This is a genomic window from Pseudalkalibacillus berkeleyi (assembly GCF_021608225.1).
Lineage (GTDB): Bacteria > Bacillota > Bacilli > Bacillales > Fictibacillaceae > Pseudalkalibacillus > Pseudalkalibacillus berkeleyi.
Genome location: NZ_JAKIJS010000001.1, coordinates 825,207 through 847,427, shown reverse-complemented (window position 1 = coordinate 847,427; position 22,221 = coordinate 825,207). Strand labels below are relative to the sequence as shown.

Genomic DNA, 22,221 nt, shown 5'->3' with positions numbered 1-22,221 from the left:
ATTTTATAGTTGCGGAAGTTATTTTTTCATTGATACACTATCCTTATGTGTATGTATAGAAAAGAGGAAATGATATGGGAATGGATAATAAAATTATAAAGAAAATGAATGGACTACTTACTCATGCTTCAGATGAAGATAAAGGTGTTATTTATCAAATATTAGAAGGCATTCATGACAAGAATGAAGGCCTTTACACAACTTACATTACCAGCTTCATGAAAACCAGCATGGAGATAAGAAACGATGTTCTAATTATGAGCATTCCGATTTCTCCATTTCTTCATAATTCAGTGGACATCGTTCATGGGGGATTCACAGCTACATTAGCTGATACAGCTATGGGTACCCTCGTCAATCGTAAAATATCGCATGAAGTGGTTGCTGTGACGTCTGAAATGAAATTGAATTACATAGCTCCCGGAGTAGGGAATGAACTAAGATGTGAAGCAAAAATTCTTCACCTAGGTTCAAAAACGTCTGTAACAGAAGCTAAAATATATAATGATAAAGGGACACTTATAGTTGCAGCGTCTGGAAGCTTCTATTTAATTCCTAGAACAAAAAAGAAAGATTAACCATTTCAAATAATAGGTCAATCTTTCCTTCATTGATCTTTATGATTGTCATTTGTTTATTCAAAGGGCACGATGAAGTTTTGAGTATAATGTTTCTCATATACTCCTACTCCTAAATGGGTAAAGTCCTCACTTAACATTGCTTTCCTGTGACCTTCACTATTCAACCAACCATACACAGCCGCAATCCCATCAATATAATTTGCGGCTATGTTCTCACCTGCCTGAACATATTTCACATCTCCTTTTTCTAATCGGTCAGATAATGTCCCCGATATAGGAGACTCATGTGAAAAGTATTGTTCTATATTCATTTCCTTACTATGTCCAAAGGCAACTTTAGCAACCTGTTCATGCCACTTTAATGGTGATACTCCATATTGTTTTCGAATGATGTTCGTTATATTAAACACTTGCTTCTTTTCCGCATTTTGCACTTTCACTATGTCTTCATCCGTTAATTTAGGACTCTCTATTAATTCTCCTCTATATTCAAGCGAATAAGGTCTTTGCACCGCCAGTACGTTCGGATTCATGTATCTTACACCGACTAAAGAATTTTTGAACGTATCAATGTATAGCTGCGCCCATACGCCGTCAAATTCAACCAAAGGTCTAGAACGAACCTCTTCCTTTGTTAAATCAAATCGAAGATGATTTCCGTCAACATTCATTGAAACTTGATTATCAATATTTACAAACTTTTTGATCTCTGACACTTTTTGACCGATTTTCAATGGTGAAATATCTACACCATTACCTAGTACAAATATCGATACAATCACTCCCTTATCCATTCCGAATTGGATGTATTGATCAGAGCTTTCGGTTTGATAAGTCCACCATTGATAGCCATATCTTGTTGGATCGATTTGATCGGGTTCACCAATTTTGGTAATGAGCTCGTCTTGATTCATAGACATGAACTGAACCATACCCTCTTTGGGGAGATCTATATTCTTCTCATCTTCTACATTTTGTTTGCTTTTATTTTGTCTTTCCTGTTCATATGATTCCGATATTTCTGGGAGATATTTTAGATCATCGTAAACGATACTAATACCGAACATGATCACTGCTATAACGATAATCAAGCCAATGCTCCTCATATTATCCTCCCCATTACGTACATAAGTATAGTTACTTAAACATTACATGAAAGCAATTCATATGTCTATCCATTGAAGCTGAGTAAGCTTGTTATACATTCTATTCAGCAACGCACGTTTACATACAAAAAGGTTAACTCTCCTAAAGAGGAAGAGTTAACCTTAGTTTAATGGTGACTATGTTGATCGGGTTCTGCGCTTGAAATATCGCTAAGTGCAATTCCAGCTTGTTGATTACTTTCTTGATGGGTAGCCAAATCACCTAACGATACAATACCTACTAATTGACTTTGCTCAACAACAGGTAACCTACGTATATCATGCTCCATCATTAATTGCATAGCTTCTTCAATCGACATGTCTGGGGTCCCCGTAATTATTTGGTCACTCATTACGTCTGTGATTTTAGATGCGTTAGGTCTTTTTTCGGCTACGCCTCTGATTACAATATCTCTATCAGTAATCATACCTACTAACTTTTCATTTTCACAAACAGGAATCGCACCAACATGATCATTCTTCATTTTGACAGCGGCTTCATAAACATTATCCAAAGTTGTACAGTAATCAACCTTAGTCGTCATTATTTCACTTAGTTGTTTCACTTTCACTCCTACTTTCTAATGAACATTTGTGTCCAGTAATACCTCCCGGAGCCACCCTTTGCATACCCAACGCCAATATAAGTATAGTTAGAGCTCAGGATATTCTTCCGATGACCTGGACTTTTCATCCAAGCATCAACAACGGCTTGTGCAGAAGTTTGTCCCATTGCAATATTTTCTCCTGCTGATGAATAATTTACATTAAATTCTCGCATCATCTCAAATGGACTTCCATACGTTGGGGATTGGTGAGAGAAGTATCCATTATTTTTCATATCATTGGATTTATATCTCGCTACACGTGATAATTGCCAATCAGCTTTTAATGGTCCTAACCCATTTTCTGCCCGTTTTTGATTCGTTAGTTTGATTACCTCATATTCAACCTGCTTAATCTGTTGTTTCCGAGGTACAACCACTTTATCACCAGGATAAATCAAATCTGGATTCTTAATTTGCGGGTTAGCATTAATGATTTCAGATAAACCTATTTGAAACCACTTTGAAATTTTCCATAGTGTATCACCAGACTTAACGATGTGAACGGATTGACTCTGAGCTTGTGTAGGCGAATAAAGTGACAAGCTGACGAGTAATGCTAATAATATTATCCACCATTTTTTCATATCATCTCCTCCATTTCATCGTTAGTTTGACCAATTTTTCATTTTCTTTTCAAATTTCATTACAATTTATTTCAAATACTGCCTGGAAAGATTGCATCTTTATCAGTTTCGTACTATTATTATGAAGGAAAGAACATATCGAAGGATGTGGAGGATATCTCATGAAATTTGAAGAAATCGGCTTAGCCGGTAAAATGCTGGATTTCGAAATGCTTGAGCATTTGATGAATGAAGTAGGATTTGTTCGTGCAGGACAGTGGGACTACGAACGAATTACATACGATTATAAGTTTGAAAATATGGACAATGGTGAAGTATTCTATTTACGCGTTCCTTGTTATGCAGTGGAAGGTGAAGTTGAAACTTCTCATGCTATGATTAAAGTGATGGAGCCATACTTAGGGAAGCATTATTACCCTCATGGTGTAGAGTATGATGAAGACTTTCCGAAACAAATTGTGAACGCTTGTAAGAAACTACTCAATGAATTAAAAGAAGAGATCGACAAGCACCATACGAACTAATAAGCTACCCATAACTTAAGGTAGTCGTGAATAATGTGTGACAACTTATAAGAATTTAAATACTTTTCTACGTATGAAAAAGGTCTGGCTACTTACGTCAGACCTTTTTTTTAGAATTTTTGAGTACACAGAGTCCTATGTTAATCATGAAGCAGTCATTTAATGATTAGAGAATTTTTTTGTTACAGATACCTGTTCATTATTTCACATTGCACATATAATATAAGTAAGGATTATTTAGGGAAGGGGGACAATATTGAAACCATTTTCAGCACGAAAACGTTGGATTATATATGGATTGATCTCACTAATTGTAATTGCAGCATTCATATGGATATTACCAATATCTTTACCGATAGTATTTGCCCTTATAACAGCATTTATCTTAGAACCTACTGTTAGAATGTTTCAAAAAAGGTTCCCTATCAAACGTAACTTATCTGTATTCATAGTTTTCACATTATTTGTCGTTTTGATGGGGTTAGGCAGTTATGTTTTGGTAACAAAAGTTGTTACATCAGCTATAAACTTTGTGGAAAATTCACCTGCCTATATAACTGAAATGAACAATGTATGGGAGGATATACAGCAAAATTTCGAAAATGCTGCACAAGACCTTCCAGAAGAGTTTGTGAGTGAAATTAACAGTCAAGTCGACCAGTTTCTTGAATCCATTAGAGGGAAAATACTAGAAAAAAATTATGTCGAGTCCCTCACCTCAGTTGTCTCATTGATTCCAAGTTATTTGGTCAGTATCCTAGTATATTTAATTACCTTATTTCTCTTCCTTCTAGAATTTCCACGATTGCATCGAAGATTCTATGCTCATTTAACTGAAAAGTCTGCGGAGAAAGTCCATTTCATGACGACTCGACTCTCCTATGTCATTTTTGGATTTATGAAAGCACAATTTCTTTTAAGCATTGTGATCTTTGTTGCAGCCTTAATTGGCTTGTATATTATTGTTCCAGAAGTAGCACTTTTAATGGCTTTTATCATTTGGATCATTGATTTTATACCTATCATTGGATCAATTATCATACTCGGGCCCTGGGCAATCTATTACTTATTAATCGGTAATATTGTATTAGGAACTAAGCTCGCAGTCCTGGCAGTCATTCTGCTCATTATACGTAGAACTGTAGAACCGAAAGTAATGGGCCACCATATAGGATTATCTGCACTCTCAACGTTAATTGCAATGTACTTAGGCTTGAAAATTCTTGGACCAATTGGGTTTATCGTTGGACCTCTTCTCATCATTCTCTTTAACTCTGCGAGGGAAGCAGGAATCGTTAAGACGAATTTCAAAATTTGAACGTAAAAATCCGGTAGACAACGTTTAACAGACGTTATCGTCTACCGGATTTTTCTTATTGTAGTTTGTGGAATGCGAATACACCTAGTGATGCTTTGCTAACTAGAGTACATTTAAAAGAAGTCATAAAGAAACGGCTTAGCATTTCCCAACACTATCTCAATTTGCTCAATTTTTGTTTTGCTACCTGAAAGGTTACCTTGTAAGGCTAAATCTGATGGACGCATATAATTAAAGAACATCGTACTCAATGTATTGATATCGCATTGGATGACGTTACTCGGCTCATGTGAACATGTAGCATGCTCTTTAAGTGGGTGGTAGTCCACTTTATGTCCACCACCCTCATCTATTCTAATAATAAAAATTCCATTATTCCATTCAGCAAATGAATCAACAACTTGTAAGATGATCGGTTGATTTAGCTTTTCAACTTTAAATGGATACTCCTCTAAAAAACTCTTTACATCTACAATACGACTCATGAAATATGAATTTACTTCTTGATTAATCTTGGGATCTGCCATGAGGAAAGCAAACGATTCATCCACTGGAGCGTGGATAGTGATTTTATTCATCATAGAATCATGCTTACTTACAAAATCCAACATGTTTAGCTTAGCCTCATTTGTTAGCGATACCCATTCATCAATCACCATATGATTTTCTTTCACCTTGTATATCATATACCCTTGGTCCACGCCGTCTCCATCCTTATAGACGGCTATCATATCGGATTCATTATCCAATATAGAGTAATGCCACCAATCGTCAGTTCTTTTCAACATTCCAGAATACTTGCACGCCATTCGGTTGTATATTTGATCAAGACGATCACTTTCTTTTTTAATTCTTTCGATAGATCCATTAGACTGAGACGACAATCTTGGTAATTGATCAGTCTTAATCTCATACTTGATAGTTGTATGGGTCATTTCCCACCCATATTTCCTATAAAATGAAAAAGAAAACGGATGAAGCATAGAAACATATTGACCTTTAATTTTCATTTGCTCCAGTGCTTTTTTCATAAGAGCTTTTACAAAGCCTTTTCGTCGTTGTTCAGGCCAGGTAGCCACACCTGCTATTCCTCCCATTGGCATTACTTTCCCACCAAGCCAAATCTCCATCGGATGAATAGTAAGTTTAGATGCCATTTCTCCATTTTCAAAAAGTGCCCAGCAATCATTTAAACGCATAAAAGTCTTGCGTTTACTTATCGCTTCTTCAGATAGTTTATATTGAAAAGCAAATTCCCCCATCTTTAAGAAATCCCTGAATTCACTTTCTTCAATTGTTCTAATCTCCATATCTATACCCCCTTGATCAAAATCTGCCTCTCATTACTATTTATCCTTAAATAGACAAATTCCTTTAAAGGATCATTAAACACCATGCAGATATCCAACATTCTACATATAAAAAAGGTTGACCCGTATCGGGCCAACCTTTCATCCATCTTACCAAATAAGTCCCATCAAAGTACCTACAGTAATAACTGCGATCATCAGGCCACTTGCAATTCCCCACATTGGGAATTCATGTCCTTTATGACCTAGGTGCATCCAAACGTAAAGTTGGAAGAATACCTGTACACCTGCGAGTACAAGAATGAAAAGAATAGCAAGTTTGTCTGAAACAGCGTCACTTGTAATTGCAGCAAATGCAACAATTGTTAACAAAATCATCATAACGAATGAAACGTTGTGTTGACGACGCTCTTGTTTCAACTTAATTTTCTTTTGTAAGGACGAGTGGTGATGGACTGAATTTGTTTGCTCATTACTAGCCATCAATTACCCCACCTTTCCCATAAGATAAACGACTGTGAAGATAAACACCCAAACAACGTCTACAAAGTGCCAATAGAGGGCAAAGAGATAATATTTAGGTGCGTTGTACAATGTTAATCCACGACCGCTGTTACGTACTAGCAATGATGCAATCCAAAGGACTCCGAAAAGTACGTGACCACCATGGAATCCAACCAACGTATAGAAAGCTGAACCGAATGCGCCTGATGTGAACGTATGCCCTTCATGTACATAATGTACAAATTCATAAATTTCAAGCCCAAGGAACGCAACTCCGAGTAACAACGTAACATAGAACCAAGCTCTCATGGCCTTAACATTATTTTGTTTCAGAGCGAGCACAGCATACACACTTGTCAAACTACTAGTAAGTAGAATCATGGTAGCAATGAAAACAATCGGCAATTGGAAAATCTCAGATGCTTCTGGGCCTTTACCGAATGAATTACGTAATCCTAGGTACGTTCCGAACAATGTTGCAAATAGTACGGTTTCTCCACCTAAAAACAACCAGAATCCTAAAAATTTATTTTTACCTTCCAGGGTAGCTTTTTCAGGGGATTCAGGGAAGTTTTCATCTGTTAAGCGTTCGCCTACATTCATTATACGTCTACCCCCTTATCCTCTTTCAATAAATCCTCTTTATGCAGATGATGTCCATGGTCATCAATCCATGATCTCAAGAACATACAAGCAAGACCGATTCCTAACCCTACAATGACCGCAATAAGTGCTGGTGTACCAGCTGTATTGAAGTAAATGAAGCCAAATCCTGCAATAAAGAAACCAAGAGACATGACAAACGGCAATATTGAATTGTTTGGCATATGAATGTCGCCAACTGGTTCTGCAGGCGTCATTTTCTTATTACCAGCCATCTTTTCAATCCATAGTGCGTCTAGTCCTCGTACAAGTGGTGTTTGCAAGAAGTTGTAATGAGGAGTTGGGTTTGGAATAGCCCATTCAAGCGTACGTCCATCCCAAGGATCTCCACTAACCTTCTCACCTTTCACATGTGTAACTACGATGTTAATTAAGAAAATAATTGTACCAATTGACATCAATCCTGCACCGACAGTACTAATCATATTTAGTGATCCTAGCTCAAATTCAGCTGGATAAGTAAAGTAACGGCGTGGCATTCCCATCAAACCTAAGAAATGTTGAGGGAAGAACGTCAAGTGGAAACCAATAAAGAACGTCCAGAAATTCCATTTCCCTAATGCTTCATTAAGCATTAGTCCAAACATTCTAGGATACCAATAATAAAGTCCAGAGAATAAACCTAGAACAAGACCACCAACAATAACATAATGGAAGTGAGCGACAACGAAATAACTGTCGTGGTATTGATAGTCAGCAGGTGCTACTGCAAGCATAACACCAGTTACTCCACCCATTACAAACGTTGGAATAAATCCGACGGAAAATAAGTTCGCTGTGTTGAACTTTATTCTACCGCCCCACATTGTGAAGACCCAGTTAAAGATCTTAACACCTGTAGGAATCGCAATCGCCATTGTAGCGACAGCAAAAATTGAGTTCGCAACTGCACCAAGTCCAACTGTGAACATATGGTGAGCCCAAACCATGAATCCTAAGAAACCGATTAATACAGTTGCAAATACCATTGCACTGTATCCGAACAAACGCTTCTTCGAGAATGTAGCAACGACTTCAGAAATGATTCCGAATGCTGGTAAGATTAAGATGTACACTTCAGGATGTCCGAAAATCCAGAAGATGTGTTCCCAAATAACGGCGTTACCACCCATGTTTGCATCGAAGAAATTTGCTTCGAATACACGATCAAACATCAATAAGAAGAATCCGATTGTTAATGCAGGGAATGCAAATAGGATGAGTCCAGACGTTACGAATGCTGTCCATGTAAACAATGGCATGCGCATAAACGTCATCCCAGGTGCTCTCATGTTAATAATGGTTACGAGGAAGTTAATCCCCCCCATTAATGTACCCGCACCTGCAATCTGTAATCCTAATACATAGAAATCGACACCATGACCACTTGATTGAGTGGATAATGGGGCGTAGGCGGTCCAACCCGCATCGGGTGCGCCACCTAAGAACCAACTTAAGTTTAAAAGAACCCCTCCGAAGAAGAATAACCAAAATCCTAATGAGTTAACAAAAGGAAAGGCAACATCTCGAGCCCCTATTTGTAAGGGGACAACGGCGTTCATAAATGCAAAAATCACCGGCATGGCCGCCAAGAAAATCATGGTTGTACCGTGCATCGTCAATACTTGGTTATACATGTCCCCTGTTAAGAAAGCCATTTCGGGGCTCATGAGTTGAATACGAATCAATACTGCCTCTAAACCACCGACTAAGAAGAAGAATCCGCCGGATATGAGGTAAAGTATTCCAATTTTCTTATGGTCGACTGTTGTCAGCCAATCCCATAGCACGCTTTTATTCGCTGCATGTGCGTTACTCACGTTAGTACCTCCTTATTAAGCGATTGAAACTACGCTTACTCAGCGGTTTTAAGTTCCAATAAATAGTCTGCTAGTGCATCTAACTGTTTTTCATTAAAGTCGAAGTCTGGCATGTTGTTACCAGGTTTAACATCTTGTGGATCATTAATCCACTTTTTAATATTGTCTTTGTTATGCTCAAGAATTCCTGCAACCTTTTCATTATCAGAAAAACCTGTTAAAGACGGTCCAACATTACCACCTTTGTCACCAACTGCGTGACATTGTAAGCAGTTACTTTCAAAGATCTTTTGTCCTTGTGCTACTTGTGATGGAGCATCATCGTATTTCGTTTCTTTCATGCTCTTCACCCAAGCATTAAAGTCGTCTTTTTCAAGAACTTTGACTTTGAAGTACATTAAAGCATGCGAGTCACCACAAAGCTCAGCACATGCACCTTGGTATGTACCTACTTTTTCAGGATGTAACCACATTTTGTTCTCCAACTTGTCTCCTGGATTTGTATCCATTTTCCCTGAGATTGTTGGAATCCAGAAAGAATGAATGACATCTGCAGAGGAGAGATTAACATTTACTCTTTCGTCAACCGGCAAGTAAAGTTCCTGAGCCGTTACAATTTCTTGATCAGGATACTCAAACTCCCACCAATATTGGTGAGCGGTTACATTAATCGTCATAGGACCCTTATCTTCTTCAGCACCGTCTGCAGATTGCTCTGCACTCTTCTCACTGACAGATAAATCAAATGTCGCTGTGACGGTTGGTACTGCAAGAACAACTAACAATACAATTGGAATTGCTGTCCAAAGTACTTCTAGCAGGTGATTACCTTCAACCTGTTCTGGAATTGAATCGTCACCTTTTCGTTCTCTAAATTTCACCAAAACATATCCAAATAGAATAAATACGATTACAAGTACGACAACCATGATAGCAAGACTCAAGATCATTAAATCAAATACTGCACTTGCTCCCTTACCTTGTGGTTGAAGTGCGGATATTTGTTCGTTACCGCAACCCATTAAGCCGAGCATCATGATTCCTAATAGTGGAACTATGCGCCCTAGACGTAGCCATCGTTTCATTACTAAATTAAACCCCGCTTTCTCTGTTGTACTTTAAGAACGATTTTTCAAACTTTATGTAATCGCTAAGGGCAAACAATATTCGCCCTTAGTGATTGACGAGAATCATAACCACAAACATAATGGTTAAATAATTCAAGGAATAGACAAACATCAGTCTAGCCCACTTAATATCGTTCTTCATAAAGAATCCTGATATACCAAGAGCTAACCAACCTACTCCAAGAACTGATGCAACAATTACATAAATTGTACCAAAATGATACAGGTATAAACTTACCGGAAGCAACGCTGCTACATAAACTACCATTTGTCGCTTCGTCATTTTAAAACCTGAAACAACAGGAAGCATAGGAATTCCGGCTTTGCGGTATTCTTCACACCTTTTCATAGCTAATGCCAAGAAGTGAGGCGGCTGCCATAAAAACATAATCAAGAATAAATGCCATGCCGTCATATGAAGATTTGGATCTACCGCGGCCCAACCAATTAACGGTGGGATCGCCCCAGAAATTCCACCCACTACTGTATTAATTGAGTGAGTACGCTTCAGCCACATCGTGTAAACGATGACATACACAAAGAGTCCAATCACACCAAGTAGTGCAGCCATCAAGGAGGCGAACATTAATAGAAGTGTACCGATTGCTGATAGTGTAATCCCGACCCATAGTACTTGATTGGCATCGATCTTACCAGTAACCGTCGGACGTTCATGTGTACGTTCCATTAAGTGATCGATATCCCGATCAATATAGTTATTTAAACTACAACCTCCGGCAATGACAAGCGCTGATCCAAGTAGGGTCAATATTGCTGTTGGGATGTGCGCAATCAGGTTAGCGTCTGTAACTTGCAAAGCAATCCAAAAACCTGCAAAAGTTGTAATGAGATTCGACATGACAATTCCCATTTTCGCAAGCGTCAGAAAGTCTTTCCATGTTCCAGTCGGATTAGCTTCAGATAAAGGACCTGGCTCCATAACTCTGCTTGATGCTTCATAAGTTGTTGTATTCGTTTTGCTCATGCTTCCACCTCCTTTATAAAACTCTATTTCCATATCTTACATCAATCATAAGCGATAGGAAAACACCTATTCTAATTTATCAGTAAATAGGCTTCGTGAAAACAGTTTTCGTAAATTGTCTATGGTTGTTCACATTTATAATGAATTGCTTCATAGACATATGTTACGATATTCACGATTGAAATGTCCTTTAACATTATAAACGAATTCAATTATTTTGTATACTTACACTAGACTTGATTCGACATAAGTTTAGTTTCTCTACAGCATTGAAATATATGCTTCAATAGGGAATAATTACTTTTGTAAACCGTAAAGAGAAGGTGTCACATATGACTCGTTTATTAAAATTGTACAGTGTTCTGACCAGTTTAGGTATGCTACTCGTCTTACTCATGGGGGCAATTGTTACGACAACAGGGTCTGGTGAGGGTTGCGGAAATTCTTGGCCATTATGCTATGGTGAAGTTCTTCCCTCTCAACCAGAATTAGAAACTATAATTGAATATAGTCATCGAATTGTTTCTGCGACTTTAGGCTTAATGGTTACCATTCTCGCAGTCTGGGCTTGGTTAACATTCCGAAAATCGAAAGAAGTAAAGATTCTTTCCTTCTTATCTGTGTTCTTCATTTTGTTTCAAGGCCTTCTAGGTGCTGCAGCGGTCGTGTGGGGACAATCGTCATTTGTACTCGCACTCCATTTTGGGTTTTCTCTCATTTCGTTTGCGAGTGTCGTATTGTTGGCGGTGGTAATTTTTGAAAGTAGCAAACAACGAATTGTCTTAAATTTAGACAGAGGCTTTAAATGGAATGTATATCTATTATTTATCTATCTTTACACACTCGTATACACAGGAGCTCTCGTGCGACACACAAAAGCAAGCTTGGCATGTTCAGGTTGGCCTCTATGTAATGGGGAGTTCTTACCTCCAACAAATGAATTGGAATTGATTCACTATACGCACAGATTTTTGGCAGGATTGTTCTTCCTATGGATTTTATTGAGTTTCATCCAAATTCATAAGTATTATAAGCACCTCAAACCGATCTATATATCATTCATCATCCTACTTATACTAGTTTCCCTGCAAGTAACATCTGGTGCATTGATGATATTTACTCAATTAAATCTATTCATTGGATTAATGCATGGTTTGTTTATTTCAATCTTATTTGCAACGTTAAGCTACGTAATTATGTTACTCCTACGAAAGTCATGATTATTAATAGGCTATGAACAAAACAAACCAAATAATTTTACACGCCCAGCAAAAAAGCTATCCGGAACTCAAGTTCCGGATAGCTTTTTCTATGAAATCATTAATTAATTTAATTCAATTAACAAATCACCTGGTTGTAAAGTAGTACCATTCTCAACGTGGATATCTTTAATTTCTGAGTCATAAGGTGCTTGAATGGTTGTTTCCATTTTCATCGCTTCTGTAATCATCAAATGGTCACCTTTTTTGACTTTTTCACCTTTTGCTACAAGGACTTTGATGACTGTCCCCGGCATTGAAGCTCCGATATGTTTTTCATTTGCTTTATCGGCTTTAGGCTTTGCAACCACATTTGTTTTAACATTTTCATCTTTAACGACAACTTCACGAGGTTGTCCATTCAACTCGAAATATACAGTCCTCGTACCATCATTTTGTGGTTCTCCTATTGAAACTAATTTAACGATTAAAGTCTTTCCTTGTTCAATTTCAACTTCAATTTCTTCACCTAATCTCATTCCATAGAAGAACGTAGGTGTGTCTAACACACTAATATTACCGAACTGTTCATTCATTTTTTCACGATCCATATACACCTTAGGGTAAAGAGCGTATGAAATTAAATCGTGGCTTGTAACAGGTCTATCTAATTTATGGTATAACATCTCTTTCATCTCTTGGAAATCTACCGGTTCAAGTAGTTCCCCTGGTCTAGCTGATAAAGGCTTTCTTCCTTTTAAGATGATTTTCTGTAAATCTTTTGGAAACCCTTGGTATGGTTGTCCTAAATATCCTTGGAACATTTCAACGACTGAATCAGGAAAATCAAGTGTTTCCCCTTTTTCATAAATATCATCTTCAGTTAAATCATTTTGGACCATATATAAGGCCATATCTCCAACTACTTTTGAAGAAGGTGTTACTTTCACAATATCACCAAAGAGGTCGTTCACTCTACGATACATTTTCTTCACTTCATCCCAACGGTGACCAAGCCCTACCGCCTTCGCTTGTTGTTGTAGGTTACTGTATTGTCCTCCAGGCATTTCATGCTCATATATTTCAGTATGTGGTGAGTTCATTCCACTTTCAAAACCTTTATAATATTTACGAACATCTTCCCAATAGTGAGATAATTCTTCTAATTTAGGGATAGAAACATTCGGTTGTCTTCCGCTACCTTCTAGTGCGTAATACAAGGAATTAGCACTTGGCTGTGAAGTTAATCCTGACATAGAGCTGATTGCAACATCTACAATGTCTACACCAGCATCAACAGCTTTAGCATAAGTCATGATTCCGTTTCCACTCGTATCGTGAGTATGAAGGTGTATTGGAATATTAATCTCTTGTTTCAACGCCGAAATCAGTTCATACGCCGCTTGAGGCTTAAGGAGTCCTGCCATATCTTTAATGGCAAGAATATGTGCCCCTGCTTGTTCAAGTTCTTTCGCCATTGACAAATAGTAGTTAAGGTCGTATTTACTTCTAGAAGAATCTAGTATATCACCTGTATAACAAATTGCTGCCTCAGCTACTTTACCGGTATCACGAACCGCCTCGATTGCAACCTTCATGCCATCAATCCAATTTAAACTATCGAAAATTCGAAAGACATCAATTCCAGCTGATGCAGACTTATTTACAAATTCCTTAATGACATTATCAGGATAGTTTTTATATCCAACTGCATTTGAAGCTCTTAATAACATTTGGAATAAAACGTTAGGCGATTTCTTCCTTAGCTGAATCAACCTCTCCCATGGGTCCTCATTTAGGAACCTATACGCAACATCGAACGTTGCGCCACCCCACATTTCCATTGAAAAGAGTTCAGGTAGGTGTTTTGCCGTCGGTTCAGCAATCTGCAATAAGTCATGTGTTCGTACACGTGTAGCTAATAACGACTGATGCGCATCTCTGAAAGTAGTATCTGTTAATAAAACTTCTTCTCTCGATTTAATCCAATTCGTTAAACCTTGTACCCCTTCTCGGTCCAAGATTTGTTTAGAGCCTTCTGGAGGAGCTTTTGTAAAGTCTACATAAGGTATTCTAGGTTTATTAGCTGTCGGTTTACTTTGAATTCCTAGACCAGGGAAACCGTTAACTGTAACATTTGCGATGTATGATAGCATTTTCGTACCACGGTCTTTACGCTTAGGGAATACAAAGAGTTCAGGAGTCGTGTCAATAAATGACGTATTGTATTCACCAGAAACGAACTGTTCATGTTTGATCACATTTTCAAGAAATGCAATATTCGTCTTAATTCCGCGGATTCTAAACTCCTTAAGGTTACGGACCATTTTCGACGCTGCTTGTTCAAACGTAAGCGCCCAGGTTGATAATTTAACGAGTAGAGAATCATAATGTGGCGTAATAACAGCACCTTGGAACCCATTTCCTGCATCCAGGCGAACACCAAATCCACCACCTGTACGATAGGCCATAATCTTACCGGTATCTGGCATGAAATTGTTAGCTGGATCTTCAGTAGTAACACGACACTGTATGGCCACACCGTGACATGCAATCTGATCTTGTGCAGGTATAGAAATAGGCGCCTGATGTAATTGATAGCCTTGAGCAATCATTATTTGAGTCTGAACGATATCAATACCGGTGACCATTTCTGTAATGGTGTGCTCTACTTGCACACGGGGATTTACTTCAATGAAATAGTATGAACCATCCGGTGATACAAGAAACTCAACGGTACCCGCATTCACATACTGAATTTTGTTCATTAATTTAACAGCTGCTTCACATATTTCTTCCCTTTTCTCCTCCGTTAATGAAACACTAGGAGCAACTTCGACAACCTTTTGGTGCCGTCTTTGTACAGAGCAATCTCGATCATGTAAATGGACAACATTACCATAGCTATCCGCTATGATTTGTACTTCAATATGTTTTGGGTCTTCTACAAACTTTTCTACATAGATTTCATCTTTACCGAAAGCGGCTCTAGCTTCAGATTTTGCACGGTCGTATGCGTCCTCAAGAGAAGCCATATTCCTAACAATTCTCATCCCTCGACCGCCACCACCAAGGGTAGCTTTAATGATCACTGGAAACCCATTTTCGTTCGCGAATCTTTTTACTTCATCAACTGTTTCAACGGGACCATTAGTACCCGGAATAACTGGAATGTCTGCTTTAATTGCTTGTTCTCTTGCTCTAACTTTATCTCCAAACATGAGCAGGTGTTCAGTTTCAGGACCTACAAAAGTGATTCCTTCTTCTCTACACCTTTTTGCGAAGTGAATATTTTCAGAAAGAAAACCATAACCGGGATGAATGGCATCCACGCCATAACGTTTTGCCACTTCGATAATCCCTTCAATATCAAGATATGCATCGATCGGCTTTTTCCCTTCACCAATCAGGTAAGCTTCATCCGCTTTGTAACGGTGAAACGATCCAGAATCTTCTTTAGAATATACCGCTACAGTTCGGATATTCAATTCTGTACAAGCTCTGAAAATACGTATTGCTATTTCCCCTCGATTTGCTACAAGTACTTTGTTGATCTTTTGCATTTCTGATTCCTCCTTATTGAGATACACGATGCTGTGATACAACTTTAAGCTTTGTTTTTTGCTTTGATGAGTGGTCTGATGATTGGTCTGCCGGAGGCGTTTGCTGCTTTCGGTATTTTACAAACATAGAGATATTGACTAGAATCCCTACACTCATCATTAATAAGATGAGTGAAGAACCACCATAGCTAATGAATGGTAACGTAACACCCGTTACAGGTAGTATGCCAGAAGCCGCACCTAAATTAACAATAGTTTGAATCCCTATCATTCCCGATATCCCAATTGCAAGCAAGCTTCCAAAGGCATCCTTACAATGTAGACCTGTATACATTCCTTTGAAAACAATATACATGAGCATCGCGATAATGACAAAGACACCGACAAAACCAAGCTCTTCTGCAATGATTGTAATGATAAAATCTGTATGAGGTTCAGGAAGAAAGCCATATTTTTGGACACTTTGGCCTAGTCCTTTTCCAAACATGCCTCCTGTACCTAATGCTAAATAGCCATTTATCAATTGAAATCCACTATCTACCGGATCCTCAAATGGATGATAGGCTGCTGCAAACCTGGACAATTGCTCGTTACTCAGAAAAAATTTAAAGCCAATGAAGGCTAGGAATAATAAGACTGAACTCATTATCGTTAAATGTGTCCACTTCATCCCTGAGCAAAATAAAATGACTCCTGCCGTCATTGCAATGATCATCATACTCCCTAAGTCAGGTTGAACGAAGATCAAAAAACAAACTAATGATAGTACAATGAGCGGAGGAACAATACCTGTCCTAAAATTTGATATGTAGCTCTGTTTCTTAGAAAAGACAGATGATAAATAAAGAATAATACCTAATTTTGCATATTCTGCAGGTTGAATTCTGAATCCTGCAATGGAAAACCATGATTTTGCATAGTTCACTTCTTTACCAAATAACAATACTGAGCCTAAGGACAACAACATGAGCAATGTGATGGGTACGATGAATTTTTGATACACCTTGTATGGAAGAATCATGAACACAACGAACACAATAATGCCAAGAAAAATCCATATGAGTTGATTGTTGAAGAAATGATCACTTTCCCTTCCATATTCAACCACTGCTTCAATCATACTCGCGCTGTAGACCATAACTAGACCCATCGCACATAATAACAACACAATTACAATCATTGTATAATCATAATTCTTAAACATTTTTTTAAACATGTTGGTCAACCCCACATAAATTGTAATTATTAAAACTATTCGAGAAAAACAACCTTTTTCCTTCCTTCACAGTATTTGTTTCTTGAAAATTAATCGTTTGAATAGACCGCTAATGGTGACTCGAACTGCGATTCATAAGTGCAGATAAATTTTGAACCACTAACCAACCATCAGATGTTCTGTTATTAAGTTTATAAGGGATCAAGTTACCAATTGCGATCCAAAAGTTTACTAGCATGAACATATGTAACGTTTGCTCCATGAGAGGGAGCCCAACGTAATGCATATAATGAAATGCAAGGAATGCAAGCAGGAGATTCGCTATCGGACCATTTAAAGCTATGAACATTCTTTGGATAGGTCTTGATTGAGTGGTACATTCCCAGCTTGTACTACCTCCAATAAAGAACAACACTCTAACTTCTAGACGGAGAGGTCCATCATTTAATTTTAATATCGTGTTCCCAATACCCATTTTAATCTGAATTATTTTTATCCCGGTTAAGCGAGCGGTTATATAGTGTCCTAATTCATGTAGGAGTGTTGCGATTGGAAACAAAACGAAAACAATAATCAACATAAGTAGCATCGCTATTCCCCCCTACACTATTTAATATCGTATCATACACCTAGTTGAATATTCGTGAATATTTAATGATTATTAGTAACCGTTCTTTCCGTTAAATGTGGTATGTAATGAAAAAACTCAAGCTGAATCATTCTCAGCTTGAGTTTTATATTTGAAGTGTATGTCCTCTATCATTGAGATTTATTTAGACCAGGCATCGTATAAAGACGTCAGCTGACGTTCTAATGATTCCAACAAAGCCTTACCTTGTTCAGCTTCAATTAAATCTAACCGTACTGCAAAATCAATCTCTCTAGAAAGTCCGAACATTTGTGTATCGAGTACTTCCTCATAGAGAGGGCATTGCGGCATTGTTAAATTTTCCATCTGAACCTCGATCAACTTTAGGATTTTTTCAGCATCTGCTTTTAACAACGCAAACGCTTTTTCACGATGACCCGTAACCATCTCTGTCGACAAATCGAATCCCTCCGTTCCAAGTGCCTCTCTCTATTCTTATAGTACCGTTTCATACTTGAAATTGCAACATAAATAAGACTTGTGCGCTTAAAAGATGCTTAAATCATAACGTTGAGAAAGCATTTCTAAAAGCTTTACACCTCCAATGCTGTTCCCCTTTTCATTTAAAGCTGGACCATACACGCCTACACCAATTGAGGGTGGGACGAGCGCAAGGATTGCACCAGATACACCACTCTTCGAAGGAACTCCAACTTGGATTGCAAATTCGCCTGAAGCATTGTACATGCCACATGTCACCATGAAGGTCTTAACGATTGTTGCAATTCTCTCTGGTAAAATCCTTCTATTCGATTGGGGGTCTAAACCTTTATTTGCTAACACTACACCTATACGAGCTAAGTCATAGCAGGTAACTTGAATTGCACATTGTTTCGTATATAGATCGATGAGTTCTTCTACATCACCTTGAATAATGCCATGTTGCTTCATGAAAAAGCAAAGAGATCTATTTAAATTTGCTGTGTCATATTCTGATTGTGCCACCTCATGCTCAATATCAATATCCGTATTATTCGTCATGTCATGAATGAGCGATAAAAGTCGCCCAAGTTTCTGATGAACTGAGTCACCTGCAATCATATTTGTAACAACGAGTGCACCAGCGTTAATCATTGGGTTTAATGGCTTTGCAGGTATTTGTGTTTCTAATTTGGCAATTGAATTAAAAGGGTCACCTGTCGGTTCCATCCCAACACGGCTGAAAACTTCTTCTTCACCGCGATCCATAATCGCAAGTGCAAGTGTTAATACTTTGGAAACACTTTGCAGTGTGAATTTCTTCTCAACATCACCTGCCCTCACACATCTGCCATCATCATAGTACAAGGCTATTGATAAATCATTTTGATTCGCTCTTTCAAGTGCTGGAATATAACTAGCTACTTTTCCTTTTTCAGTATACTTACGTGCGCGTTCCACTAGTTCTAATAGTTCATCGTCTGTTTCACAATACATTGTTCGATCCACCTCCATTGGTCACATTTTACCGATGCGCAAATAAATATGCCACTTTTGCACATCTTCCTTTGTAGTACTATACCCTAATGTGACAAAATGAAGATGGAACGATATACTTATTACGGAATTTTTTAAGGAGTGAGACTTTTGGAATCTATCGTATTTATTAAAGGGAATGTAAATTATACAATCACATTAGATCCTGGTGTATGGATCTTTGATGACCGAAAAGTTGATTTAGACACATATTTTGATGAACAACCGTTAAAGGTGGAAGACCATTATGCCAAACGTGTAGCTGAACATTGGGAGCGTGAACGAAAAGAAGGTGCTAAAGGTCCTGTAAATACAAATCAAAACAAAATTCAATATGATAAAGAAGAATTATTTTCTAAGTCGTATGGGATTCCTTTCTTACCATTTTTAGAAAATGCCAGCCCAAATGAAAGTGCTTCTAAAGTTGAATTTCAAACTTCAACTGATGAATCATTAATCATGAGCCTTGATGAAGCTAAGGCAGGGATACTCGGGTTTTCCAAAAATGGAAAACCATTAAGTGACGGTCCAGTTCATTTCTATTATGCTGATGGATCAAACCGTCAACAACCTTTCCGAAATATCGTAAGAATGGTTGTAAAATAACAATACGAAAAACGCTAGTGAATACGTTTATATGTATGAACTTCTGAATAAAGATAGACGTTTAAACGAAGAATAACCGTAACTTGATTTAGACGAAAGGATGAACAAATTTGCGGATTATTCCTCGTTTATTAATTTTGTCTTTCTTCATGATTCTAATTGCATGTCAAAATAACGAACATGATGAAAGCATTGCTGATGACACTAAACCAATTGAAGTTAAGCAAAGTGTGGAATACAATAAGCAAGAGCGAAAGAGTTCAAGACAAATTTCTAAGAGACTAGTGGATCTAGCAACAAAAGTTCCTGATGTTAAGGATGCAACTGCAGTCGTAATCGGGAAATATGCAATCGTGGGAATCGACGTGGATGATAATCTTGATCGGTCTAGGGTTGGGTCAATCAAGTATAGTGTTGCTGAAGCATTACAGCATGATCCATATGGCGCGAATGCCGCAATTACTGCAGACCCCGACATATTTTCTCGCTTGAAAGAGATGGGTAAACAAATAGGAGAAGGAAAACCTTTATCTGGCATTTTAGAAGAACTTGCTGCCATTACAGGTCGACTCATACCAGAAATACCGGGGAAAATTAATAAAAAAGAACCTGATCCGATACGTAAGAATGATAAAAATTTGCCTCAAGAAGAAGAGGATAAGTTACAAGACCAACAAGAAAAACAAGGAAAGAGTAAACCTAGCGATCCTGACAAAGTTAAAGAACAATAAGATTTCAAATTACTCAAGTAATACAAAAAAGGAATGACCAACAAGGTAACAAGCCTTATCGGTCATCCTTTTTTTATTGCATAGCCTACTTTAAGAACTGGCTCTTTTAAGAGCATCCATGACTTGCTTATCTAACCTGGCTGCAGCCTGAGGATCGTATGTCTTCTCATATTTAGGGGGTTGAGCAATCTTCGCTCCATAGAACATCGCGTCTCTAATTTCATTAATATGAACCTTAATTAAAGCAAGTTTAATTGGGACAGAATCAATTTGTCTGTCAATGATTTCTGCAGTTCCGTTAATGACAGAAGTGGTTTCATCCTCAATCAACGTTATTGAGATATGTTCATTTTCTTCAATATTTTTTACAGCCTTCGAACGGTTGTCCACAGCGAACACAATGGTTTCAACATCTGGAGCATACACCCAAGATATTGCATTCACGTATGGTGTATGTGCGACTGGATCAACGGAATTGACCACCACATAACATTCCTTTTGCAATAATTGATACTGTAATTCATTCAATGATGATACACTTTTGGTCGCCACCATAATCAACTCCTATCACGTATTGAATTTCATCGAAATCTTGTAAGATTACGAACTTAGATAAAAATACATTCGACAAATATCATTTTATCCCTGCACAGTACTGTTTTATACAGCAAAGGACTTTCATGGTATACTAGCCCTAGAAAGAGGTGAATCCTATGCGAGTAAAGTGTGTACTATGCGATAAAATAGAAAAAATTAAAGATGAAAGTCCGTTAGCAAAGAAACTACGTAACAGACCCATTCATACGTATATGTGTGAAGCGTGCAATTCCCGAATTAAAGATAGAACAGAAGAACGCAAAGCTTCTGGAAATTTTGTGACTTATAGAGATTCATCTATTGATGATACTTGGTAAGGTTCACTATATCAATTGTATTTAGGTTCAGCATGAATGGATTCAAATAATGAGTCAATGAGTTCGATCGGAAACTGTGTTTTTTGCTTCTCCCCTTCGATCGTGTAATGAACGATGTACATGGGAGGATCGATTACAATATCAATATCGCTAACGTGATGATCTTCTCTTAACATCAAATCGAAAAATTCAAAAGTTTCTATAGCAGCTTTGTCGTCAGCCCTTTCTTGTGATACCTTTCGGATACTTAACCAATTATACAGAGTATCTTGCAAATTCACGTTGAATACCCCCATTTATCCTTTGAATTTGTACACTTTTGGTTATAAATGGTCTTCATTTAACTACTCTAATAGCAAAACAGCTCAGTCGCAACTGAGCTGTTTTTTTGTCATGTTCTTTATGATTCGCTTTGTTCTTTCTTCGATTGATATAACCTAATTTTATATATGATTAAGATGGCTGATGCCACCATTAATCCTTCTGCTACCGGAAGAAAAACAGCGAAAAAGGTTAAAATCGTACATCCAAGTGCTAAGAACAAATAAACAACAGCTGCCTTTAGTAAAGGGAGCTTCCTTGAGAAACCTAGCTTGAAAACGACAATCGATAAGAGGAGGATTGTGAAATACAAATACCACATTCCGATTTGTCCATTTTCACCTGTGACATTATATAGCTTAGCAAAGAATTGAAGACGTTCATTTACATCGACACTCAAAAGTACCGTCTCCTTTTCT

At 37.7% G+C, this 22,221-nt stretch carries 24 protein-coding genes; 7 read left to right on the top strand and 17 right to left on the bottom strand.

The annotated features are described in order from the left end of the window. Positions 1-74: 74 nt before the first annotated feature. Entirely contained in the window at positions 75-578 is a 504-nt protein-coding gene (locus L2716_RS04500; protein ID WP_236332193.1) for a PaaI family thioesterase, read from the top strand. 56 nt (positions 579-634) lie between these two features. Here L2716_RS04500 and L2716_RS04495 read toward each other — a convergent pair whose 3' ends face one another. The 3 genes from L2716_RS04495 to safA form a co-directional block, all read right to left on the bottom strand. Beyond that, positions 635-1,687, bottom strand: coding sequence for a CAP domain-containing protein (locus tag L2716_RS04495; protein ID WP_236332191.1), 1,053 nt, complete (start codon positions 1,685-1,687; stop codon positions 635-637). A 167-nt stretch (positions 1,688-1,854) separates the two neighbouring features. Then, positions 1,855-2,292, bottom strand: coding sequence for a CBS domain-containing protein (locus L2716_RS04490; protein ID WP_236332189.1), 438 nt, complete (start codon positions 2,290-2,292; stop codon positions 1,855-1,857). An 8-nt stretch (positions 2,293-2,300) separates the two neighbouring features. Then, positions 2,301-2,918: a SafA/ExsA family spore coat assembly protein gene (safA, locus tag L2716_RS04485; protein WP_236332186.1), complete on the bottom strand. Its 618-nt coding sequence runs from the start codon at positions 2,916-2,918 to the stop codon at positions 2,301-2,303. A 161-nt stretch (positions 2,919-3,079) separates the two neighbouring features. On the opposite strand from safA, the gene L2716_RS04480 reads away from it, so the two are divergent. Both L2716_RS04480 and ytvI read left to right on the top strand, forming a co-directional pair. Further along, a complete protein-coding gene (locus tag L2716_RS04480; RefSeq protein ID WP_236332184.1) occupies positions 3,080-3,442 on the top strand; it encodes a YugN family protein in 363 nt (120 codons plus the stop codon). A gap of 256 nt (positions 3,443-3,698) precedes the next feature. Further along, positions 3,699-4,760: a sporulation integral membrane protein YtvI gene (gene ytvI, locus L2716_RS04475; RefSeq protein WP_268963939.1), complete on the top strand. Its 1,062-nt coding sequence runs from the start codon at positions 3,699-3,701 to the stop codon at positions 4,758-4,760. A gap of 113 nt (positions 4,761-4,873) precedes the next feature. Here the strand turns inward: ytvI and L2716_RS04470 are convergent, their stop codons facing one another. The 6 genes from L2716_RS04470 to cyoE all read right to left on the bottom strand — a co-directional run bounded on the left by L2716_RS04470 (position 4,874) and on the right by cyoE (position 11,148). Continuing rightward, positions 4,874-6,070, bottom strand: a complete 1,197-nt coding sequence (locus L2716_RS04470) for a GNAT family N-acetyltransferase (protein WP_236332183.1) — start codon at positions 6,068-6,070, stop codon at positions 4,874-4,876. A 150-nt stretch (positions 6,071-6,220) separates the two neighbouring features. Further along, positions 6,221-6,553, bottom strand: coding sequence for a cytochrome C oxidase subunit IV family protein (locus tag L2716_RS04465; protein WP_236332181.1), 333 nt, complete (start codon positions 6,551-6,553; stop codon positions 6,221-6,223). A gap of 3 nt (positions 6,554-6,556) precedes the next feature. Continuing rightward, on the bottom strand, positions 6,557-7,177 hold the full coding sequence (locus L2716_RS04460) for a cytochrome (ubi)quinol oxidase subunit III (RefSeq protein WP_236332179.1): 621 nt from the start codon (positions 7,175-7,177) through the stop codon (positions 6,557-6,559). Further along, positions 7,177-9,036 carry a cytochrome c oxidase subunit I gene (ctaD, locus tag L2716_RS04455; RefSeq protein WP_236332177.1) on the bottom strand — a complete coding sequence of 620 codons (1,860 nt, stop codon included), beginning with the start codon at positions 9,034-9,036 and terminating at the stop codon, positions 7,177-7,179. Before ctaD ends, L2716_RS04460 begins: the two co-directional genes overlap by 1 nt. Positions 9,037-9,071: 35 nt before the next feature. Next, positions 9,072-10,121 carry a cytochrome c oxidase subunit II gene (coxB, locus tag L2716_RS04450; RefSeq protein WP_236332175.1) on the bottom strand — a complete coding sequence of 350 codons (1,050 nt, stop codon included), beginning with the start codon at positions 10,119-10,121 and terminating at the stop codon, positions 9,072-9,074. Between the two features lie 88 nt (positions 10,122-10,209). Then, the gene (gene cyoE / locus L2716_RS04445) at positions 10,210-11,148 is read right to left on the bottom strand and encodes a heme o synthase (RefSeq protein ID WP_408005288.1); all 939 of its coding nucleotides are present in this window, start codon (positions 11,146-11,148) and stop codon (positions 10,210-10,212) included. 332 nt (positions 11,149-11,480) lie between these two features. Between cyoE and L2716_RS04440 the strand changes: the two genes are divergently transcribed. Beyond that, positions 11,481-12,368 carry a COX15/CtaA family protein gene (locus L2716_RS04440; RefSeq protein ID WP_236332173.1) on the top strand — a complete coding sequence of 296 codons (888 nt, stop codon included), beginning with the start codon at positions 11,481-11,483 and terminating at the stop codon, positions 12,366-12,368. A gap of 104 nt (positions 12,369-12,472) precedes the next feature. Here L2716_RS04440 and pyc read toward each other — a convergent pair whose 3' ends face one another. The 5 genes from pyc to glsA form a co-directional block, all read right to left on the bottom strand. Further along, entirely contained in the window at positions 12,473-15,910 is a 3,438-nt protein-coding gene (gene pyc / locus L2716_RS04435; RefSeq protein WP_236332171.1) for a pyruvate carboxylase, read from the bottom strand. 13 nt (positions 15,911-15,923) lie between these two features. Then, entirely contained in the window at positions 15,924-17,126 is a 1,203-nt protein-coding gene (gene ftsW, locus L2716_RS04430; RefSeq protein ID WP_236332169.1) for a putative lipid II flippase FtsW, read from the bottom strand. Positions 17,127-17,235: 109 nt separating this feature from the next. Then, positions 17,236-17,715, bottom strand: coding sequence for a site-2 protease family protein (locus tag L2716_RS04425; protein ID WP_236332167.1), 480 nt, complete (start codon positions 17,713-17,715; stop codon positions 17,236-17,238). Between the two features lie 180 nt (positions 17,716-17,895). Further along, positions 17,896-18,174: an Fpa/YlaN family protein gene (locus L2716_RS04420; RefSeq protein WP_236332166.1), complete on the bottom strand. Its 279-nt coding sequence runs from the start codon at positions 18,172-18,174 to the stop codon at positions 17,896-17,898. A gap of 87 nt (positions 18,175-18,261) precedes the next feature. Continuing rightward, positions 18,262-19,191: a glutaminase A gene (gene glsA / locus L2716_RS04415; RefSeq protein ID WP_236332164.1), complete on the bottom strand. Its 930-nt coding sequence runs from the start codon at positions 19,189-19,191 to the stop codon at positions 18,262-18,264. Positions 19,192-19,341: 150 nt separating this feature from the next. Here glsA and L2716_RS04410 point away from each other — a divergent pair, with 150 nt between their 5' ends. Further along, entirely contained in the window at positions 19,342-19,836 is a 495-nt protein-coding gene (locus L2716_RS04410) for a peptidyl-prolyl cis-trans isomerase (protein ID WP_236332161.1), read from the top strand. A gap of 110 nt (positions 19,837-19,946) precedes the next feature. Further along, positions 19,947-20,567: a YhcN/YlaJ family sporulation lipoprotein gene (locus L2716_RS04405; RefSeq protein WP_268963938.1), complete on the top strand. Its 621-nt coding sequence runs from the start codon at positions 19,947-19,949 to the stop codon at positions 20,565-20,567. Between the two features lie 90 nt (positions 20,568-20,657). Here L2716_RS04405 and L2716_RS04400 read toward each other — a convergent pair whose 3' ends face one another. After that, positions 20,658-21,122 carry a pyridoxamine 5'-phosphate oxidase family protein gene (locus L2716_RS04400; RefSeq protein WP_236332157.1) on the bottom strand — a complete coding sequence of 155 codons (465 nt, stop codon included), beginning with the start codon at positions 21,120-21,122 and terminating at the stop codon, positions 20,658-20,660. A 158-nt stretch (positions 21,123-21,280) separates the two neighbouring features. On the opposite strand from L2716_RS04400, the gene L2716_RS04395 reads away from it, so the two are divergent. After that, entirely contained in the window at positions 21,281-21,481 is a 201-nt protein-coding gene (locus L2716_RS04395; protein ID WP_236332156.1) for a YlaI family protein, read from the top strand. Positions 21,482-21,492: 11 nt separating this feature from the next. On the opposite strand, the gene L2716_RS04390 is transcribed toward L2716_RS04395, so the two are convergent. Together L2716_RS04390 and L2716_RS04385 are read right to left on the bottom strand one after the other, a co-directional pair. Beyond that, entirely contained in the window at positions 21,493-21,762 is a 270-nt protein-coding gene (locus tag L2716_RS04390; RefSeq protein ID WP_236332154.1) for a hypothetical protein, read from the bottom strand. 119 nt (positions 21,763-21,881) lie between these two features. Beyond that, positions 21,882-22,202 carry a YlaH-like family protein gene (locus L2716_RS04385; RefSeq protein WP_236332152.1) on the bottom strand — a complete coding sequence of 107 codons (321 nt, stop codon included), beginning with the start codon at positions 22,200-22,202 and terminating at the stop codon, positions 21,882-21,884. Positions 22,203-22,221: the final 19 nt, after the last annotated feature.

Excerpts from the sequence above, each read along its gene's own strand:
- L2716_RS04500 (WP_236332193.1), top strand. The coding sequence starts at position 75 with ATGGGAATGGATAATAAAATTATAAAGAAAATGAATGGACTACTTACT.
- L2716_RS04395 (WP_236332156.1), top strand. The coding sequence starts at position 21,281 with ATGCGAGTAAAGTGTGTACTATGCGATAAAATAGAAAAAATTAAAGAT.
- L2716_RS04495 (WP_236332191.1), bottom strand. The coding sequence starts at position 1,687 with ATGAGGAGCATTGGCTTGATTATCGTTATAGCAGTGATCATGTTCGGT.
- pyc (WP_236332171.1), bottom strand. The coding sequence starts at position 15,910 with ATGCAAAAGATCAACAAAGTACTTGTAGCAAATCGAGGGGAAATAGCA.
- L2716_RS04460 (WP_236332179.1), bottom strand. The coding sequence starts at position 7,177 with ATGAATGTAGGCGAACGCTTAACAGATGAAAACTTCCCTGAATCCCCT.
- cyoE (WP_408005288.1), bottom strand. The coding sequence starts at position 11,148 with ATGAGCAAAACGAATACAACAACTTATGAAGCATCAAGCAGAGTTATG.
- ftsW (WP_236332169.1), bottom strand. The coding sequence starts at position 17,126 with ATGTTTAAAAAAATGTTTAAGAATTATGATTATACAATGATTGTAATT.
- L2716_RS04470 (WP_236332183.1), bottom strand. The coding sequence starts at position 6,070 with ATGGAGATTAGAACAATTGAAGAAAGTGAATTCAGGGATTTCTTAAAG.
- glsA (WP_236332164.1), bottom strand. The coding sequence starts at position 19,191 with ATGTATTGTGAAACAGACGATGAACTATTAGAACTAGTGGAACGCGCA.
- coxB (WP_236332175.1), bottom strand. The coding sequence starts at position 10,121 with ATGAAACGATGGCTACGTCTAGGGCGCATAGTTCCACTATTAGGAATC.
- L2716_RS04465 (WP_236332181.1), bottom strand. The coding sequence starts at position 6,553 with ATGGCTAGTAATGAGCAAACAAATTCAGTCCATCACCACTCGTCCTTA.
- L2716_RS04425 (WP_236332167.1), bottom strand. The coding sequence starts at position 17,715 with ATGCTACTTATGTTGATTATTGTTTTCGTTTTGTTTCCAATCGCAACA.
- L2716_RS04400 (WP_236332157.1), bottom strand. The coding sequence starts at position 21,122 with ATGGTGGCGACCAAAAGTGTATCATCATTGAATGAATTACAGTATCAA.
- safA (WP_236332186.1), bottom strand. The coding sequence starts at position 2,918 with ATGAAAAAATGGTGGATAATATTATTAGCATTACTCGTCAGCTTGTCA.
- L2716_RS04480 (WP_236332184.1), top strand. The coding sequence starts at position 3,080 with ATGAAATTTGAAGAAATCGGCTTAGCCGGTAAAATGCTGGATTTCGAA.
- L2716_RS04440 (WP_236332173.1), top strand. The coding sequence starts at position 11,481 with ATGACTCGTTTATTAAAATTGTACAGTGTTCTGACCAGTTTAGGTATG.